Origin of the sequence: Georgenia satyanarayanai (genome assembly GCF_900116375.1) — a bacterium.
In the GTDB taxonomy this organism is placed as follows: domain Bacteria; phylum Actinomycetota; class Actinomycetes; order Actinomycetales; family Actinomycetaceae; genus Oceanitalea; species Oceanitalea nanhaiensis.
Genome location: NZ_UETB01000001.1, coordinates 361,718 through 380,241, shown reverse-complemented (window position 1 = coordinate 380,241; position 18,524 = coordinate 361,718). Strand labels below are relative to the sequence as shown.

Below are 18,524 nucleotides of genomic sequence, written 5' to 3'. Positions count from 1 at the left end.
GTGACCGGGCCGTCGTGCACCCCGGGAGGGCTGCGCGATCACGGCCGACCAGGAAAGTCGATCCGCATCAGCCGGCTGTCCGCCCAGTCCTCGAGCCGAGTCGGCCGGATGGTGCCCGGGTCGTGGGGCTGGTTGAGGTCCGCGACGATCTCCGCCAGCACAGCCCGACGTTCGTCCGGGTCATTGACAGGGGTCGCGCGGGCGGGCAGGTCGGCGGAGATCCCCTTCCCCAGCCGTGTCTTGCCTGCTCATGCGACCGCGGCCTGCAGGGCGGGACCGAGGAGGAGTCCGCCGTCGATGACGTACTCCGACCCCGTGATGAACGACGCCTCCGACGAGGCGAGGAACAGGAGGAGCCGGGTGACGTCGGCCGGCTCTCCGAGGCGAGGGATGGCGAACGGCTCGGGTGAGTAGAAGTCGGCGATCGCCGCGGTGGCGCCGGCCGCCGGCTCGTGGATGAAGGGGGTCGCGATCACGCCCGGGTGGATGGCGTTCACGCGGATGCGGTCCCGGCCGAGCTCGAGTCCTGCCGTCTGCGTGAGACCTCGCACGGCCCACTTGCTGGCGACGTACGGCGCGTAGTGCGCCGTGCCGCCCAGGCCCATCGTCGAGCCGATGTTGACGATGGCTCCGCCCGCGGCACGTCGGAGAGCGGGTGCGGCGACCTTGATCCCGAGGAAGGTGCCGGTGAGGTTGACGTCGAGGATGCGCGACCAGGTGGCCTGGTCCGTGCTCTCGATCGGCACCGGCGGATTCTGCACGCCTGCGTTGTTGACCAGCACGTCCAGGGTGCCGTAGACGCTCTCGGCCGCACCCACAGCGGCGGACCACGAGCCCTCGTCCGTGACGTCGAGGCGGGTGAAGTGAGCGCGGCTCCCGAGCTCGTCCGCGAGAGCGGCGCCCCGTCCGGCGTCGATGCCGCCGATCACCACGTTCGCCCCCTCGGCGTGAAAGGCGCGGACATGGCTCGATCCCTGCCCACCGGCCCCACCGGTCACGAGCACGGTCTGGTCGTCGAAGCGGTTCATCAGGTGCTCCCTCGGTTCGCGGTTGCCTGACCGGGGTGCAGTCGCGACCCGACAACCATCAGGTGGTGAGCCAGGCGACTCACCACTGATGCGACCGTAGGACGGGCGGCATGGTGAGTCAAGCCACTCACCTCGTATGCTCGCGCCATGAGCCGGGCCGTCACGACCTACCACCAGCGCATCGCCCGGGAGAAGCGCGCCCTGATCCTGGCGGCCGCGACCGCACTCTTCCTCGAGATGGGCTACGACCGGACCTCGCTGGCGCGGATCGCGGAGCGCTCGGGAGTCTCGCGGGCCACGTTGTTCAAGCAGTTCCCGACCAAGGCCGCCCTGTTCGACGCCATGGTCACCGAGTCCTGGGCGACCGCCGACGGGGAGGATCCGCCGCCGGCAGGCGACGTCGTCGACGGGCTCACCACCCTCGGCCGCCGCTACGCGGAGCTGTTGAGCCGCCCGCAGATGACCGATCTGTTCCGCATCGTCATCGCAGAGCTGCCGCGATTCCCCGAGCTGGCCGATGCGCAGTTCTCGCAGGGGAAGATGCCCTACTTCGAGTCCGTGCGCAGCTACCTGCTGGCCGAGCACGAGGCGGGAACGGTCCAGGTCGAGGACGCGGACCTCGCAGCCACCCAGTTCCTGGGCATGATCTCCAACTACGTCTTCTGGCCGACGCTCCTGGTACCGGGCTGGGAGGTGAGCACCGAACGCGTCGAGCAGGTGGTCGACGAGGCCGTCCGCACCATCGCCGCTCGGTACGCCGACGGCGGCAGATGAGTTCCGCCGTCGACCACGGTCCACACCGGCATGGGACAGCTCCTCTACGTGCCGATCTGCTCGCTCGACGGCTTCATCTCCGATCCCGACGGCGACCACGACTGGGCCGAACCGTCACCCGACGTCTTCGAGTTCCTCAACGCGTTCCAGGAGCGCATCGGCACCGAGCTCTACGGTCGGCGCACCTACGAGGTGATGTCGGTGTGGGAGACCGATCCGGCCCTCGCCGGCGCGGACGGGCACGCGGGCGACTTCGCCCAGTGGTGGCAGCGCGTCGACAAGGTCGTCTACTCGACGACGCTGACGGAGGTCGCCACCTCGCACACCCGGCTCGAGCCTCGCTTCGACGCCCAAGCCGTGCGCCGCCTCAAGGCGGAGTCGGCGGGAGACCTCAGCGTCTTCGGTCCCACGCTTGCCGCGCACGCCTTCGCCGCCGGGCTGGTCGACGAGCTGCACCTCGTCCTCAGCCCCCTCACCATCGGCGGTGGCCTGCGTGCCCTCCCCTCCCAGCGGCTCCAGCTGTCGCTGCTCGAGGACCGCCGCTTCGCGGACGGCACGGTCTACCTCCGCTACGCCGTCGGCTCCTGACGACGGCGCCCCCGCTCCCGCTCCCCTCGCTGAACGTCGCGGGGACAGCTCGTAGACGCCGTCGTCCCAGAGCGGTAGTTTGCTCCCCATACAGGGCGGACGCTTCGAGTCTTACGACGCGACAGTGGGGCCTGCACATGGCTGACAGTCCGCTCCTCGAACCGCTGGTGACGCTTGCCGGTTCCGTCTTCTCCGGCGCGGGCAGCGACCGGCTCGAGGACGTCGACAGGGCCGTGGTCGCCGCGCTGCGTCACGGCCAGACCCAGTCGCAGATGCAGCTCCCGACGTCGCCGTTGCGCCCGTGGCCGGACGCCGGGTCGATGCTCGACACCTTCCGGCTCCAGACGTTCAGGGCGCTGCTCGCCGAGGCTGACCAGCTGGACCTTCCGAGGACGCTGGTCCTTCGGCGTACCCATGAGGGCCCGGCCGGGCTGACTCCCCACGCCCTGCCTGCGTGGGCGCGCGGCCGGCGACCGAGCCACACTCTGGGCCCCTTCCCGGAGACCACGGTGCGGCCGGTGTGGTTCGACGTCTACGAGTCCACGGTGACCACGCTCATCACCCGCGCGTCCGTGGCCGTCGGCCGGCCGGACGAGCCGCTGGTCGCCTTCACACCGCTTGGAGACGGCGGCCGGCGCGGCTTCGAGCTGGCCCCTGCAGCGGTGTGGCTGCGCGCGGCGATGTTCGACCCGGCCGCGCCGTCCGACGCCTGGTTCGGCATCGACGTGACGGGTGGCCGGCTGGGCGGCAGCCGGCCCTTCGGTGAAGGCCCTGCCCCGGCAGTCGTGCGCGTCGACAGCGACACCCAGCTCCGGGTGCAGGCCACGCTCAGCCAGGCGAGCGCGAGTGCTGCGGAACCCGGTGCCGGGGAGGCGGCGCGCGCCTGCGGGCTGAGCGCCCCGCAGGAGATCGTCCTCGACCTCACCCAGCAGGGCGCGTCCCTCTCACTGGCCGGCGACCTCGTCCTGTCCGTCGGCCAGGCGGCCGCCACCCTGCCCCCCGTCCCGGGTGCGCCGCTGCGTTACGACGCTGCGCTCGGAGCGATGGTGCTCCCCCTCGACCCCGGCCCGTCGCCTCTCGACGCCGGGCCGCTGCGCGGCCCGACCTGGCAGCTCGACGGGAGCGCCAGCGTCATCGAGGCCGCCCTGGCCTTCCCGGTGGCACGCGCGAGCGGAGCGGTCGGCCCCGACACCCTGGGCGCGGTCAGCGGGACACCGGCGGTGCACCTGCGCCTGGGAGCGGGCCTCGACCTCCGTACCGAGGTGGTGCAGGACTCGGGCTCGCCCGTCCGGGTGCCCCTGAGCGAGTCACAGCTCCTGGTCCGCACCGGTGAGCTGTGGTTCGCGGGCACACCACCCGAGCGGCTCCCCGGCGAGGAGTGGCTCGAGGCCGCCTGGCACGCTCCCGCGGACCGGACCGACGCGGCCGCCGAGGTCCGCCTGCGCGCCACGGGGCTGAGCTCCCTCGAGGTGACCAGCCTGGCGCAGCCGGACGCACCGGCGGTCGACACCATCACCAGGGTCGGCGCGCCGTTCCGCGCCGTGCTCGGGGCCCCGCGTACGGCGGCCGGGCCGCTCGTCGTCAAGGGCGCGGCCACGGTCCTCGACCTCTGGGACGGCAGCTCGCGGGCGGTGGTCCTGCACGCGTCGACGCTCGCACCGGACCTCGCCGCGCAGCGACGCAGCTTCATGCTCGACAACGCGCTGGTGCGCACCACGGGCGTGACGAGCCTGGTGCTCGAGTCGGCCCGCGGCGAGGGGCCCGCCACGCTGGCGGCCGGCTGGATCACCTGCGGGCTGGCGATGGACTCCGTCGTGCCGGTCCTGCCTCACCCCTACGCGAGCGACGTCCTTCCGTGGACCGGAGGTGACCGCGAGCCTGCCGACGTCCGCGGCGCCGAGCTGGTCGCGGCGGCCGACTGGCGCCACGAGGACGCGCCCCCGGAGGTGGCCTTCGGCCTGCCCGTCCGTGGCCGCCGTCTTCTCGGCGGCACCGGCACGGTCCGCGCCGATCCCCCCGAGCCGGAGGCGCGGCGCGCCCTGGACAGGTACTACCGCCCGGGCCGCGTGCGCGGCCACGACCCGGCACGCTGCCACCTCCTCGACGTCTCGGGCGGCGCCGACTTCCTCGGCGTGAGCCTCCACCCGGGAGCACGGACGGAGGAGGCCGATGCGTCCGAACCGCTCCGTCTCGACGGCACACGCCTCACCCAGGCGCTGCGGTACACCGACCTCCTCCTGCTGCCCGGATTCCTCAACGAACCGCTCGGCAACCTCGTGCAGCCCGCCGCCGCCGACCCGTTCCCCGACCAGCTGGCGCCCCTCGGCGACGGCGGTCCGCAGCGCCTCATGCAGGCTACGGAGCAGCCCGTGCCCGTCGACCCACCCACCGTGGCGCAGGCCCTCGTCGCCGGCTTCGACGAGACCCCGTTGAACGCTCTCCTCAGCCTGCCGTTCGGGATGCGGGCGGTCGCCCGCCTCGACGCCGCTGCCGAAGGGGGTGGAAGTGTCGAGCTCGTCCCGCCGGAGGGGATGGCCGAGGAGAGCGGGCTGCAGCCGCAGTGGCAGCTCCGGCTGCGTGCCACGAGCGACGGCGAGGATCGCGGGCCGGACGCCGCCACGCCGTCCATCCCCGGCACGGCACACCAGCTCCGGCTGGGGCACGACTCGGGTCAAGTCTTCAGTGCGCTGGGAGCCCCGTTCGACGACACGTTCAACACGACCTTCTCCGCACTCGCCGGCGCGACCTCGCCGCGGGTCCCCGTCCAGGGCGTCGACGTCGCGGGTCACGGGAACAGCGTGATGAGCGCCTGGCTGGACCCCACCAAACGCCCCGGGCACCCGCTGGCCGTCGGCAGCAACGTCAGCGAGGTCCGGTTCCAGGCCCTGGTCGGACGGACGACCCTGGAGGTCGTGCAGATCACCAGCATGTGCCACCCGTTCCGGATCCCGCTGGTCCGGCAGGTGACGCTGCGCCGCTCCCGTGCCGGTGCCGTGTGGCGGTCCGACAGCGGGTGGCAGCCGGCGGGTGACGGGCTGGTCGACTACCCCACCCTGCAGACCCAGCCCGAGCTCGGCGTCTTCCGGGCGCTCCGGTCGGTCCGCGGCATCCGGGAGCTCCCGGAGACCGCCGTCGGCCCCGGCGGCACCCGGTTCCGAGCCGTGCGGTTCGACGCGATGGCCGAGGTCGACGGCCTCGGCGAGCTCACCCCGGTCCACGACGTGCACGGCTGGGTGGAGCTCGACCCGCGCCCGCAGGGTGTCACCGACGCCGCCGTCCTCGACCTGCTCCTGCAGCCCTCGCCGGGCACGGGACGCGGCGGGTGCTTCGGCCGGCTCGACGCCGCCGTGGACGTCGCGCGGTCGGGGCAGCTGTTCCGGGGCACCGCGCTCGGCATCGAGTGGGCCGGGCCCGGGCCGCTGCTGGCCGGTGTCCTGCGGGGCATGCCCGTGCTGCCGGTGCGGGGTGACTGGGCGGTCGTCCGCCGCGACCCGGCAGCGGTCGCGCACCGACGGCTCCACCCGGGCGAGACCGTGCCGCTCACCGGCCGGGGCGATGACCGCTACCTCCGGGAGGCCGCGGACCTGCTGGCCGCCCAGCCGCAGACGGACTACGCGATCCTGCACGCCAGCGACGCGCACCGGCTGCTCGTCCCGGACCCGAAGGTCGCCGCGGGAGACACGAGGATCACACCGGGCAGGGCGCCCCTATTCGCCGACCAGTTCGCGCTCGCCAACCACGCCGGCGCGATGCCGCCGCAGGACGTGTGCGTCGCCCTGGCCGGCACCGCACTGGAGGTCCCCGAACCGGGACACCTCCGGCTCCTGTCGGCCGGCGGCGGCGGCGTGGACGTCGAGGTCCCCGGCGGTGGCGCCTGGCGCGAGATCCCGCTGGACGCGAAGGGGCCGAACGCCGCCATGCGGCTCGAGTACCGCGGCCTCGACGAGCGGCGCGCCCGCCTCCGGCTCGCGATCGACACGCGCGAGCCCACCCGGCACTGGTCCCTCGAGCTCGGGCAGCTCTGCATCACCACCGACTACGAGATCTTCGGCCGCTTCTGCACCACCGCCGGCGTCCTGCGGGCCGGGTCGGACCGCGTGGACGACGTCGAGGACGTCGTCGTCGAGTTCAGCGGCGCGCTCGGGACCGCCCAGTCCTTCATGGACATCATGCGCAGCCTCTCCCTGCCGCCGACCACCGACGCGAGCGAGGCGCCGGGCAGCGTCGGCGAGCGACCCGAGCGAGCCTTCTCGCCGGTCTACTTCGGCAAGGAGTTCGACCTCCCGGTCGGCACGAAGCCCAAGGTCACCCCGCCCCACGACGACGACCGGTGGGACCTGGAGCCCGCGAAGGGCTGGGCCGACTTCGGTGGCGGCAAGATCAAGGCCAAGATCGGCATCTTCCTGCGGATCGACCACCTCGAGCAGAGCGTCCATCGCGAGACCAACCTCGTCCACGGCCTCAAGTTCGAGATCGGCGGCAAGCTCCTCGTCCCGATCATCGGCCCGATCTGGGGCGGTGGGGCGCTCAAGCTCACGTACGAGTACGTCACCGGCGCCGACCCGGGCGTCGGCCAGTACTTCCAGCCGCGGAAGGAGAGCCACGAGTTCGAGCTCCAGGGTGGCTTCGTGGGTTACCTCGGTGCGGACTTCAAGGCCTTCGCGGCCGAGCTCTCCGTCGCCACGCTCCACGTGCTCGAGATCAAGAACGAGGTCCACTACGGCCTCAAGTACCAGTTCGAGGGACAGGCCGACATCCTCGACGGCCTGGCGGGCGTCGCGATCGGCTTCGAGTGCATGTGCAGCCCGCGGCGGGGAAAGGACGAGCAGGATCAGCACACCGAGGAGGTCAACTTCCACCTCGAGGCCGAGGTGGTTCTCGAGGCGACCCTCGGGTGGGTCTTCTCCGGTGAGGCGAAGGTCCACGCGGAGACGGACATCCAGCTGGGGATGCCGACGTTCGCCGCCTTCGCGCTCGGCAACCCGTACCTGCTCGCCGCCGAGGCCCTGTGACGAGGAGGCACCATGACCGCCGACGACGTCCGACTCTCGCTGATGACCTTCCCGCAGCGCGTGGAGGGTCGCCGGCTCGTGCTCCGCATCCTGTGCGCCCCCACGCGGGACCCGCTCGCTCCCCTCGTCCCGGACGTCGCCGCCTTCTGCGACCTCGCCCTGCCCGTCGAGGTGCGGCTGCTGCCCACCCTCGAGGACCTCCCCACCCCGGGCGCGGGAGAGCTGCTCGCCACGCCGTCACTCGGCCCGGTGGCCACGGCGCGACCGGTGCTGGAGGCGCTCGGCCGGCGGCTGCCGGTCGACCCGTCCGTCCCCCCGGCGGACCCGGGCACCGGGCGCCTGCGCGTGTACAAGGTCGCCACCGAGGGGTACCTCCAGGCCGCGGGCGCGTCCCGGCTCGGCAGCTCCTACCTCGTCGACTCCCACCGCTACGCCTGCGCCATGCGCGATGCGCTCGACCCCGCCAAGCGCCCGACGCCGCCCCCACCCCGCCCGGGCCTGCGCTGGAACGAGATCCTCGGCCGGGCGCTGCGTCAGCCGCTCCTCGCCCACGCCGTCGGCCTCGTCCACGAGGTCACCGTCGACCTGCCGGAGGGGACGAGCCTGGACGACGGCGCCTTCCTCTGGGTGGAGGCCGCCGCGGGCTCACCGTTGGCCACCGCCGCGACGACGACGCCCGACCTGCTCCGTCTCTACGCGGCACGGGTGCCCAGGCTCCCGGACGGCGCGGCGCGGCAGCTGCTGGCAGCGGTGCTCTTCCCGGTGCGGCAGACGCCTCCCGCCGGGTCCTACGACCTGCTCTTCGCGGAGGCCGAGGCCTACTCCGACGGCTTCGCCAAGGTCGTCCACGCGACACAACCCGACCGCCACGACCCCCACCGGGTCTCGCACGGTGCCGTTCCGCTGCGCCCCGTCAGCGACGGGGGCGTGCGGCTCGGCTGGGACGACGAGCAGCTGCTGGAGTGGATGAACCGCCAGTTCGCGGAGGACCCTCGCAACGGCGCGGCCGGCCAGCCGAGCCGCGACGCCCCGCTCGGCGTCATGGGCTGGCGCGTGGACGTGCGCGAGGCAGGTGCCGACGACGACGCTCCCTGGGTGTCCCTGGTGCGCGCCGCCGGCGAGCTCACCCTCGAGGACGTCCCGCTGGGCCGGTTCGACGGCGACCTGTCGGTCGAGACGCCGCCCACCGTGCAGCGCCACCAGCCGCTCGCGGGCGGCGCGACGGAGGAGCAGGCCTGGATGACGCCGGAGGCGGCACGCTGGTCGGGCGGCTCCCTGCTCGGCGGGGACGAGCTGCGCAGGGCGTTGGCCGGAGGCGGCGGACCCGTGCCTGCGCTCGTCCCGGACCCGGTCTCGGCCGTCCCGCTGCGCTACGGCGGGCTGTACGAGTTCCGCGTCCGTGGCGTGGACCTCACCGGCGGCGGGCCCCCGGTCGAGGCCCACGCGCTCGGGGCGGCGCGGCACGGGGTGGCACAGCTCCGTTTCCGCCGCTTCGTCCCTCCACGCGACCTCGTCCCGGCGAGGCAGCTCGAGGTGGCCGGCCAGCGCCGCGTCGTCCTCAACGTCTCGCGTCCCACGATCGGCGCTCCCGACGCCCTGTTCCTCCCGGGGGACCTCGACGCGCGACGGGCCGCCCTGCTCGCCGCGGCGACGGCGGACGGGCCGGGCCGCGAGCCCCACGTCGTCGACACCGACGTCACCATGGTCCGCCTCGACTTCACGGTGGCCATGACCGACGGCGACCCCGCCAACCTCCCCGGCACCGTCTCGCCGCGTCAGCCGCTCTTCGGCGGCCCTGTGGTCCGGCGCTTCCCCGAGGACCCGGAGGCACCGCTCCAGGTGATCTGTCGCTTCGTCGACGTGACCTCGGTGGACCAGCTGCCACCGCCGAGCGACGACGGCGACATCGTCCTGCCCACGAGCCGGGACGTGTTCCTCGAGGCGACTCCGGTCGCGCGGCCCGACCCGGCGATGGACCGCAGCGAGGCGGAGGATCCCGCGCTCGTCGGGCAGCTCCCCCGGCCGGACCTCACCCGGCGGGACGCGCACCTGGAGTACTACGGCAACCAGGCCGCCCGCATCGGCAGCCCCACCTCCTGGACGCTCCGCCAGCCCGCGGTCGACGAGTCTGCACTGCTCCTGCCCGCGCCCGGTGTCCCCCCGCTCGCCGCGGTGCTCGTCGCGCCACCCCGCGGTGGCGAGCCGAGTGCTGCGGTGCGCCTCGCGGCCGCCCTGCGGCTGGCTCAGCAGGGCATGACGCTGTCGGGGCGCGCGGGGACCCGCACCCTGCTCTCCTGCTCCTCGCGACTCTCGCACCTCCTGTCCCCCGACCGTGGAAGCCTGACGCTCGGCAGCGAGGCCGAGCTCGTCGACCGTTGGCTGGTCGCCGTCCGGCTGACGCTCGACCGGGACTGGAGCTGGGACGGCCTGTCCCCCACGGGCCTCGCCGTGTGGCGCACGGAGGAGGACGGCACGACGGTCCTCGCGGGCCGCGTCACCGACCCTCGCGCGGTCAGCCGCGCGGCGTCCGAGGGCGAGCCGGACCGCCGGTCGACGTCCGTGCTCTTCCTCGACGTCGTCGATCCCGTGACGGGGGCCGGCCCGCCGTCCGAGCGTCACCTGCGTTACGCCGTCGAGCCGGAGCTGGCCCACCCAGCCGAGGCCGCGGCGCCCCAGCCCTGGACGGGTGAGATCCGCCTGCCGGTCGCCGCGCCCCCGCAGGACGAGCCCGCGATCGTCTCGGCGGGCGTGGCCGCCACACCGTACGAGCACTCGGCCGACTACTCCGCGAGCTCGCCTCGGCAGCGTGTGCTGTGGCTGGAGCTCGCCGCTCCCCCGGTGAACCCGGCGGACGTGCTCTACGGCCGGGTTCTCCACTGGTCCCCGGACCCCGTGCTCACCGGGGACCTGCCCGCCGCTCGCGACGGAGACGACCCGGCTCTCGTGCTTCCCGAGGAGCCGGTGCGTCTCGTCGTCCCCGACCAGGCGGACGACCGGGCCGGTGAGGACGCCATGCAGCCCCTCGTCCCGACGCGATCGCCCACGGTGTACGTCCTGCCGCTGCCGCCCGGCGTGGAACCCGGGTCCCCGCAGCTCTTCGGCTTCTACCGCTACGAGCTCCGGGTCGGTCACGGGCCCAGCCTCTGGTCCACCGCGCGGGCACGCTTCGGGCCGGCGCTCCGGATGGACGGGCTGCGCCACCCTCCGCCGACGCTCGACTGCAGCGCGGAGCGCCTTCCGGCGTCGATCGTGGCCCATGCGCCGTATGCCCGCGTGGAGGGACCCGACGCGCCCATCCAGGTGCGCACGCACCACACGGACCTGTGGTTCCTCCTGTACGCGCAGGTGACCGACGTCGCGGGGGCCGGCGTCCGCAACCTCCTGCTGGACCGCCGCCGGGGCCACCTCACGGACCCGGAGTGGCCACCGCCACCGCGGCTCTTCGCGAAAGCGCAGTGGGAGCTCGAGGAGGTGCGGCAGTGGCTCGACGTGCTGGCGCTCGACCCGGCCGCGGGTCTCAGCGTGCTGGCGGTCGAGATGATGCCCGCGCCGCGCGGGCCGCAGGGCGGCGAGCTGTTCCCTGACCCGCTGGCGGGAGACCTCGGCGAGGTGGCGATGCTGCGGTCCTCGCCCCTCGTGGCGGTACCGAGCCGCTGCAGCAGCTGACCCGGGACCGCGGGCTCGCCAACCTCCTCGGAGGCGGCGCCTACGTAGAGGCGGGCGCGGAGGCGGGCAGGGCGGCCATCGCGCTCTCCGCGATCCCGAGCAGGTCGCGGGCGCTGCCGCCGTCCTTGGCGCGGGAGGACATCCCGGCCATCACCGCCATGAGGTAGTCAGCAAACCGCTGCGGGTCGACGTCCTCCGGGAGGTCGCCGTCAGCACGTCCGCGTGCGAGGCGCTGCGCGATCCGCTGACGGATCTCCTCACGCTGCCTCCCGAGCCGACGCTCACTGAGCATGAAGCAGCCTCGTGGGGATCCGGGAGCAACCATGCCCTCGGCCGTGACCCGGAGCAGCTCCGTGACGCCCTCTCGCGCGGTGGGCCGCTCCAGTGCGCGGTCGACCTGCTCGGTGATGCGCTCGCCGTAGCACGAGGCGGCGTCCTCGAAGAGCCGGTCCTTGTCACCGAAGGCGGCGTAGAGGCTCGGCGCACTGATGCCCATCGCCTCGGTCAGGGCCGCGACCGTGGTGCTCTCGTAGCCGTCGCTCCAGAAGCGCTCCATCGCGATGAGCAGCGCCTGCTCCTTGTCGAACGTTCGAGGTCGGCCCATGGCGACCATTCTATAACGTCCGCTACGCAACAGTGCTACGTTCGCGCCTCACGTTCTATAGCGCTCACTACAGATAGGTCCATCATGGAGATCGCGGGTTCGACAGCACTGGTCACAGGCGCCAACCGAGGGATCGGGGCAGAGTTCGTCCGTCAGCTCAAGGAGCGTGGCGCGCGGAGGATCTACGCCGCAGCACGCCGGCCGGGGTCGGTGACGATCGACGGGGTCGAGGTGCTCACCCTGGACGTCACCGACGAGGCTCAGGTGCACGCGGCCGCCCGCACGGCCGCCGACGTCGACCTCCTCATCAACAACGCCGGCGCCAGCTCCGGTCAGCCCCTCCTCACCGGGGACCTCGCCGCCATCCGCCACGAGATGGAGGTCAACCTCTTCGGCCCACTGACGATGGCTCGCGCCTTCGCACCCGTCCTTGCCGCCAACGGTGGGGGGACGATGCTCAACGTCCTCTCCGCCGCGGGATGGTTCGTGGTCCCCGGCGCCACCACCTACGGCATGACCAAGGCAGCCGCCTGGAACCTCACCGACGGGCTGCGCCTCGAGCTCGCGGGACAGGGGACGCGCGTCGTCGGACTGCAGATGGCCGCCGTCGACACCGACATGACGAAGGACCTCGCGGTGGAGAAGTCAGCCGCCGACGTCGTCGTCTCGCGTGCGCTGGACGGCGTCGAGTCCGGCGCGAGCGAGGTGGTCGCGGACCGGCTCACCGCCGAGGTGAAGGCCGGGCTGGGGCTGGACCCCGCCGAGCGGTACGGGGCCCTGCTCCCCGCGTAGGACCGCCCCCACCGCCCGACGGACCCTCAGCGGTCGATGCGCTCGAGCCAGTCGGCCGGCACCACACCGGCAGGGCCTGGCGCGGGCTGGCCCGTCGGGTGGTGCTGAGGCGGAGCCGGCTCGGGCCCCACCGCCGCGACCTCGCCCTGAAGGTCCCAGCACCAGCACTCCCCCCGGTTCGACGCTGCGCATGTACCGGCGCCCCGCGCTCTTGTCGGGGCCGGTCGCGTGCCGGCCCGGGGAGCTGTCGCAGCGACGATGTGTCCGCAGGCGGTGCAGCGGCGCAGGTGCACCCACCGCTCGTCGCGCGACGAAGCACTCCCCGGCCGCCAGCCGGACGTCCTGGGCGGCCCCGACGACGTCGTCGTGGGCGTCTCGGTGACAGCGGGGAGGTCCCGCCCCCCGTGCCGCCCTACGTCAACGTCACCGACGCGACCGCACCAACCCACAGGGACTTCCACGGACGCGGAGCCGCCGGCACCACTGCGAGCCTGGCGGCACGGCGCTGACCCGGATGGGCACCCCGGGCATCGGACAGGTCACTGCTGGCCCCTCGGTCACTGCCACCTTACCTAGCGCTTGTACCGCCCAGCCGACCGTCGGGAATGTTTTACCGACCGCTCGTGCTGTACCGTCGTCACAGCCACCCACTCCCACCCGGCGAGGAACGTTCATGAGTCACTCACCCCCGAAGGCCACAGCCAAGACCTGGATGGGTCTTGCCGTACTCGTCCTACCCCTTCTTCTCATCACCATCGACGGCACCGTGCTGATCCTCGGCCTGCCCGCGATCTCCGCCGAGCTGAGCCCCACGGGCATTCAGCAGCTGTGGATGATCGACATCTACTCGCTCGTCCTTGCCAGCCTGCTCGTCGCGATGAGCACTCTGGGCGACCGCTTCGGACGGCGACGGAACCTGCTCATCGGCGCGGTCATCTTCGCGATGGCATCGGCGCTCGGAGCGCTGGCGACAGCACCGTGGATGCTGATCGGCGCTCGTGCACTCCTGGGGGTGGGCGGCGCGATCATGATGCCGTCGACGCTGTCCCTGGTGCGCAACATGTTCCTCGACCGGCAGCAGCGCCGTTACGCGATGGCCGCCTGGGCGGCGATGGCGTCAGTCGGTGCGGCGGTCGGCCCGATCGTCGGCGGCTGGGTCATCGAGACCTTCAGCTGGCAGGCCGCGTTCCTCATGAACATCCCCGTCATGCTGGTCCTGCTCGTCCTGGGCCCGATCCTGCTGCCCGAGAGCCGCAACCCCGACCTGCACCGGATCGATCTCGCCAGCGTCGCGCTCTCCTTCGTCGGCATGATCGGCACGGTCTACGCCATCAAGACCCTCACCGGCGACAAGGACACCGCTCTGGGGATCACGGCCCTCGTCGTCGGTCTGGTCGCCATCGGCCTGTTCATCCGTCGGCAGCTCACCCTTCCGACGCCGCTCCTCGAGGTCAGGCTGTTCAAGGTGCGCTACTTCCGGGGCGCCGTGATCGCGGACCTGCTCTCGGTCTTCGCGATGGTCGGTGCGCTGGTCGCGCTCGTCCAGCACCTTCAGCTCGTCCTGGGCCTCAACCCGCTTGAGGCGTCGGTCTGGCTGATCCCTCAGGCGGTCTTCGCTGCGACCGCCGCGTTCGCCGCGGCCGTGCTCGTCAAGCGATTCCTGCCCGCCTATGTCATGGCCTCCGGCCTCGTCATCGCCGCGGTCGGGTTCAGCCTGACGATCTTCCTCACGCCGACGTCGAGCCCCGTTCTCATCGCGACCGCGCTCGCGCTGGTCGCCCTGGGCGCGGGCGTGGGCCTGGCGTTGAGCAACGACATCATCATGAGCTCGGTCAAGCCCGACCGTGCAGGACAGGCCGCCGCGACCTCGGAGACGGCGTACGAGCTCGGCACGACGCTCGGCACCGCCGTCCTGGGCGGGGTGCTCGTCGCCTGGTACACCCGGGTCGTCACGGCCGGCACGGCAGCGCTCGACCTGCCCGCGGACCTTGCCGAACGGGCGTCCTCGACGATGGCGGAAGCCCTCCTGGTGTCGGCCGAGGTCGGCGGCAGTACCGGGGCGTCCGTCCTCGAGACCGCCGAGAACGCGTTCACCGACGCGATCACCGTCACCGGCATCGCCGGTGCGGCGCTCATGGTCCTCACCGCGATCTGGACCCTGGTCACGCTCCGCGGTGCGGCCGCGAACACGGATCTCGCTGCGGAGCACGAGCACGAGCTCGTGCACTGAGTCCCGCTGGTACCGCCGTGCGCGGCGGTACCAGCGGCACGCCTGTGTCCTACGATCGACCGGCTGGTCAGTATGGGAATCGAAGCAGAACGGATGGGCCGATGACCGAGGAGCGCCCGACGCGCAACACCGAGCGCACCCGGCGCGCAGTGCTCGACGCGGCCACCCAGGTGATCCTGGAAAAGGGCGCCGCCGTCACCCTGGGTCAGGTCGCCACGGCCGCCGGTGTGTCGAAGAGCGGTCTGATCCATCACTTCGGCAGCCGGGACCAGCTGGTGACGGCCGTGGTGCAGGACGTGCACGAACGCTTCCGGGAGGCGGTTCTCCGTCACCTCGACCTGTCGGAGAACTACCCCGGGAAGATGCTTCGTGCCTACATCCGCGCGCTGTGCGCGGGGAGCTCGGATGCTGACGCGGCGCGCGACCTCACGTCAGCGGCGACCTGGACCGGTCTCCACGCGATTCCTGCGGCGGCCGCGGTCGCGCAGGAGCACAGCGCGTGGTGGAGCGAGCAGTTCGCCCTCGACGGGCTGAGCGCCGAGCGCATCCAGATCGTGCGTCGAGCCGCCGAGGGGGTCGCCACCGCCGTCCTGCTCGGTGACGAGGACGCCGCGAGTATCGACTCTGCCCGCCGCCTGCTGCTGGAGCTCGCCACGGACGGCACCTTCTCCACGCCCCTCTGACCCTTCGGCGGCCGAGTCCCGACAGGGACGCCTGGGCGGCCGTGAGGCACTCGGACCTTTATGTGCTCAACTCCAGTGGTGCGTGCGCGATGAGTCCGGCGGACGCGGCGGGTCTACCCGGACATGACCACCACACTGTTCGAGAGCTCCACCGCCTTCGCCGGTTTCTCCGTCGACGACGTCGACGCCGCCACCCGCTTCTACCGCGACACCCTCGGCCTCACGGTCAGCGAGCCCGTCCAGCCCGGCGTCGTCTTCATCGACCTTCCCGGAGGCGCGCGCGTGCTCGCCTACGAGAAGCCCAACCACACGCCCGCGACCTTCACCATCCTCAACTTCCCGGTCACCGACCTCGAGGCCGCCGTGACCGAGCTCGCCCGCCGCGGCGTGACCTTCGAGCGCTACGCGGGCACCCAGATGGAGACCGATGAGCAGGGCATCTTCCGCGGCGGCGGACCGCTCATCGCGTGGTTCACCGACCCGGCCGGCAACGTCATCTCGGTGATGGAGGACGCGTAGGCGGCCGGCTCGCCGCGGGAGCGAAAGCGCTTGTCGCCCCGCTCGGCCGATGAGCTTGCCCTTTCCTCCACGCGCCGTCCGTCTGCCGCACCAGCAGATGCCGCACGGCAGTGCTTAAGAGCCCTGCGGTACCCGCACGACATCACCGGTGTGGATGACGTCAGGGTCGGTGATGTCCGGGTTGGCGGCGACCAGGCGGTGGTAGAGGCTGCCGTCGCCGTAGTGCTGCTGGGCGATCGCCCACAGCGTGTCCCCCGCCTGCACCTCGTACTCCAGGTAGGTGGTGTAGCCGGGCACGATCTGCGAGCCGAGGATCACCGGGACGATCACCTTGTCCTGCTCGGACCCGTCCTTGGGCGACACGTGGAAGACCTCGACCTGCAGCCGCTCCCGGGTGAACGCGGCACCCGAGACGTCGACCTTGACCTGGAACTGCCCGTGCCCACCGACGCCGTCACCGGCCATGAAGGGACCGGTGACCTCGTCGTGTCCCTCGCTGATGCGGTAGACGTATCCGGCCTCGAAGGCGCCGCCGGCCACCCCGGCGATTTGCACCTCGTCGCCGACGATGTCGTTCGGTCGCGGTTGCTGGACGTCGACAGTCATCTCGGATCCCCCTCGTTGGACATCACTCCCGTGCCAGCAGCGTGGCACAGCGGTCGCCGACGTGTGGCGGGTTCGGTGGAACGCGCGAGACCACACCCCGGCGGGTCGGCCACGTCGGGCGTCGCGGCACGGTCAGGACGGCGTGTCGAAACTGTCGCAGGTGGCTCGGTTCTCGCGGCCCGGCAGGTAGGTCGCCCGTGAGCCGGTCGAGTACCCCATCGCCCGCACCACCCGCTGCGGGGACACGGTGCACGCGCCGTCGTCGCCATCGACGACGGTCTCAGCATCCATAAGACCCTCTGGCTGCCGGAGGACGCCGACCGGGACTGTGCCAGCGGTGGCACCGGGACTCAGCTCCGCGACATCACCATCGCGGAGCATGAAGGGACCCCCGTTCCCGCTCCAGACCGCACCGGCGAGGCATGGGGCGGTGTGTCTCCGCCCCGAAGTGGTTCGACGCGATCCCGTGACGATGACTGGCGTCGGCGATCGAGTCCCTATTGACCGGCTCCGTCGCCGAGCGCAACGATGAAGTCAGATCACCTCCGTCGCGCAGAGGCGGTTCTACGCAACGGCACCCGAAGGTGGGTGCGCGACCTGGCCACCGGCAAACGGCCAGTCGACTCTCGATGAGTAGGCCAGCGGGAACTCAGGGGGAACAGTCATGCGACGTGCCGTAGTTTTCTGTGTTTCGATCTTGGCGGCAATCGCCCTGTCGGCACCGCCGGCATCGGCCGCTCCACCGGTCCGCGAATCCGTCGTCGATGAGTTCTCGTTCGTCGATACCGAGCTCTGTCCCTTCCCGGTCGTCATCGAGGGCCGCGCCGAGTATCGAGCGACGCTCCACCGCAATCCGGACACCGGGCTCCTGAGGCGCGTGAACCTCCACGGCACCGAAGAGCTCTCCTACAGCGCGAACGGCCAGACCCTCGAGGCGGACCCGTTCCCGTACAACATCCACATCACCTTTGGGCCCGAAGGCGGCGCGCCACGTAGCAACGTCGTCACCGGGCTCGTCCTCCGCGTCCCGCTTCCGGACGGCACGACGTTCCTTTCAGCCGGCCGACTCGACTTCGTGGTCACCGGGCAGGACTTCGCTGCCACTCCGCAGGTCGGCCTCTCTGGAGACCTCGATGCCCTGTGCGGCGCGTTGTCGTAAATCCGGAGGGGGACGGCGTCTGGGGGTGGGACTACTCGACGCCCCGGAGCGACACCTACCGGTGGCGACCGACGAACTCGGCCGTCAGGCCGGCCAGTTCGCGCGGGTGGGTCCCGGCCAACAGGTGGCCGGCACCGGCGACGGTCACCTGCTCAGCGCGCGGAAGCCACTGCACGAGCAGTTCCTGTGCCTCACGGAACCACGCACCGCTCTCAGCACCGCCGACGACCATCACCGGACAGTGGACTCCTGCAAGCACCGTTGGGTCAGCCCTCCAGGCCAGCAGTGCAGGCAGGTCGATGGCAAAGAAGGTCTCAGCATCCCGTTCGAGGGCGGCGACGTCCGATCCCGCGAGCTCCGGCGCCTCGCGCCACGGCTGCCCGTAGAGCTGTGGCATGAACTCGTCGAGCGCCGCTGCTGTGCCGCGCGCCGTGGCCGTGGCGATGAGCCCGGCTGTGGCCGCGCGGAACTGCTCGGCCCCGGGGCCGTCCAGCGGCGGCGGCTCGACCAGTGTCAGGGACCGCACGTGGGACGGCGCCAGGACCGCCGACGCTAGGGCGACGGCGCAGCTGAAGCTCGCGCCGACGACGTGCGACGGGACGACTCCGAGCGCCTCGATGACGTCGCGGCAGTCCGCAGCCATGTCGGCAATCGTCGTCGTCGGCTTGCCGGGGCCGCTGACAGTTCCGTAGCCACGGCGGGCGACATGGATTGCTCGAAGACCAGTCCCCTGCGCGAGCAGCTCGGTGAACGGGAGCAGCTCATCGCCGGTGAGGGCGGTCTGGATGACGGCCACAGGCTCCCCCGCGCCGTAGCTGACCACCTCGAGTTCCACGCCGTCGGCAATCCTTACCGTCCCGTGC

The 18,524-nt window shown here is 72.2% G+C and carries 14 protein-coding genes; 9 read left to right on the top strand and 5 right to left on the bottom strand.

The window, feature by feature from the left end; genetic code table 11:
* Window positions 1–248: 248 nt before the first annotated feature.
* Window positions 249–1,028: an SDR family NAD(P)-dependent oxidoreductase gene (locus DSZ44_RS01650; RefSeq protein WP_110850836.1), complete on the bottom strand. Its 780-nt coding sequence runs from the start codon at window positions 1,026–1,028 to the stop codon at window positions 249–251.
* 147 nt (window positions 1,029–1,175) lie between these two features.
* On the opposite strand from DSZ44_RS01650, the gene DSZ44_RS01645 reads away from it, so the two are divergent.
* The 4 genes from DSZ44_RS01645 (at window position 1,176) to DSZ44_RS01630 (ending at window position 11,068) form a co-directional block, all read left to right on the top strand.
* Window positions 1,176–1,802 (top strand): TetR/AcrR family transcriptional regulator, encoded by a 627-nt coding sequence (locus DSZ44_RS01645; RefSeq protein ID WP_110850835.1) that lies wholly within the window; start codon window positions 1,176–1,178, stop codon window positions 1,800–1,802.
* Between the two features lie 30 nt (window positions 1,803–1,832).
* Window positions 1,833–2,390, top strand: a complete 558-nt coding sequence (locus DSZ44_RS01640; protein ID WP_110850834.1) for a dihydrofolate reductase family protein — start codon at window positions 1,833–1,835, stop codon at window positions 2,388–2,390.
* Between the two features lie 137 nt (window positions 2,391–2,527).
* A complete protein-coding gene (locus tag DSZ44_RS01635) occupies window positions 2,528–7,402 on the top strand; it encodes a hypothetical protein (RefSeq protein ID WP_110850833.1) in 4,875 nt (1,624 codons plus the stop codon).
* A 12-nt stretch (window positions 7,403–7,414) separates the two neighbouring features.
* Window positions 7,415–11,068, top strand: coding sequence for a hypothetical protein (locus DSZ44_RS01630; RefSeq protein ID WP_110850832.1), 3,654 nt, complete (start codon window positions 7,415–7,417; stop codon window positions 11,066–11,068).
* 40 nt (window positions 11,069–11,108) lie between these two features.
* Here the strand turns inward: DSZ44_RS01630 and DSZ44_RS01625 are convergent, their stop codons facing one another.
* On the bottom strand, window positions 11,109–11,672 hold the full coding sequence (locus tag DSZ44_RS01625) for a TetR/AcrR family transcriptional regulator (protein ID WP_181424500.1): 564 nt from the start codon (window positions 11,670–11,672) through the stop codon (window positions 11,109–11,111).
* A gap of 84 nt (window positions 11,673–11,756) precedes the next feature.
* Here DSZ44_RS01625 and DSZ44_RS01620 point away from each other — a divergent pair, with 84 nt between their 5' ends.
* From DSZ44_RS01620 to DSZ44_RS01605, 4 genes are all read left to right on the top strand, one after another.
* Window positions 11,757–12,464, top strand: a complete 708-nt coding sequence (locus DSZ44_RS01620; RefSeq protein WP_110850830.1) for an SDR family oxidoreductase — start codon at window positions 11,757–11,759, stop codon at window positions 12,462–12,464.
* A gap of 673 nt (window positions 12,465–13,137) precedes the next feature.
* Window positions 13,138–14,694, top strand: a complete 1,557-nt coding sequence (locus tag DSZ44_RS01615; RefSeq protein WP_181424499.1) for an MFS transporter — start codon at window positions 13,138–13,140, stop codon at window positions 14,692–14,694.
* A 101-nt stretch (window positions 14,695–14,795) separates the two neighbouring features.
* The gene (locus DSZ44_RS01610) at window positions 14,796–15,377 is read left to right on the top strand and encodes a TetR/AcrR family transcriptional regulator (protein WP_110850828.1); all 582 of its coding nucleotides are present in this window, start codon (window positions 14,796–14,798) and stop codon (window positions 15,375–15,377) included.
* A 123-nt stretch (window positions 15,378–15,500) separates the two neighbouring features.
* Window positions 15,501–15,896, top strand: a complete 396-nt coding sequence (locus DSZ44_RS01605) for a VOC family protein (protein ID WP_373681216.1) — start codon at window positions 15,501–15,503, stop codon at window positions 15,894–15,896.
* A 114-nt stretch (window positions 15,897–16,010) separates the two neighbouring features.
* Here DSZ44_RS01605 and DSZ44_RS01600 read toward each other — a convergent pair whose 3' ends face one another.
* Both DSZ44_RS01600 and DSZ44_RS18160 read right to left on the bottom strand, forming a co-directional pair.
* The gene (locus tag DSZ44_RS01600; protein ID WP_110850827.1) at window positions 16,011–16,502 is read right to left on the bottom strand and encodes a Gmad2 immunoglobulin-like domain-containing protein; all 492 of its coding nucleotides are present in this window, start codon (window positions 16,500–16,502) and stop codon (window positions 16,011–16,013) included.
* A 132-nt stretch (window positions 16,503–16,634) separates the two neighbouring features.
* Window positions 16,635–16,793, bottom strand: a complete 159-nt coding sequence (locus DSZ44_RS18160; RefSeq protein ID WP_181424498.1) for a hypothetical protein — start codon at window positions 16,791–16,793, stop codon at window positions 16,635–16,637.
* Between the two features lie 406 nt (window positions 16,794–17,199).
* Here DSZ44_RS18160 and DSZ44_RS01590 point away from each other — a divergent pair, with 406 nt between their 5' ends.
* Entirely contained in the window at window positions 17,200–17,661 is a 462-nt protein-coding gene (locus DSZ44_RS01590; protein WP_146237451.1) for a hypothetical protein, read from the top strand.
* 55 nt (window positions 17,662–17,716) lie between these two features.
* Here DSZ44_RS01590 and DSZ44_RS01585 read toward each other — a convergent pair whose 3' ends face one another.
* Window positions 17,717–18,496, bottom strand: a complete 780-nt coding sequence (locus DSZ44_RS01585; protein ID WP_181424497.1) for an alpha/beta fold hydrolase — start codon at window positions 18,494–18,496, stop codon at window positions 17,717–17,719.
* Between the last annotated feature and the right edge of the window lie 28 nt (window positions 18,497–18,524).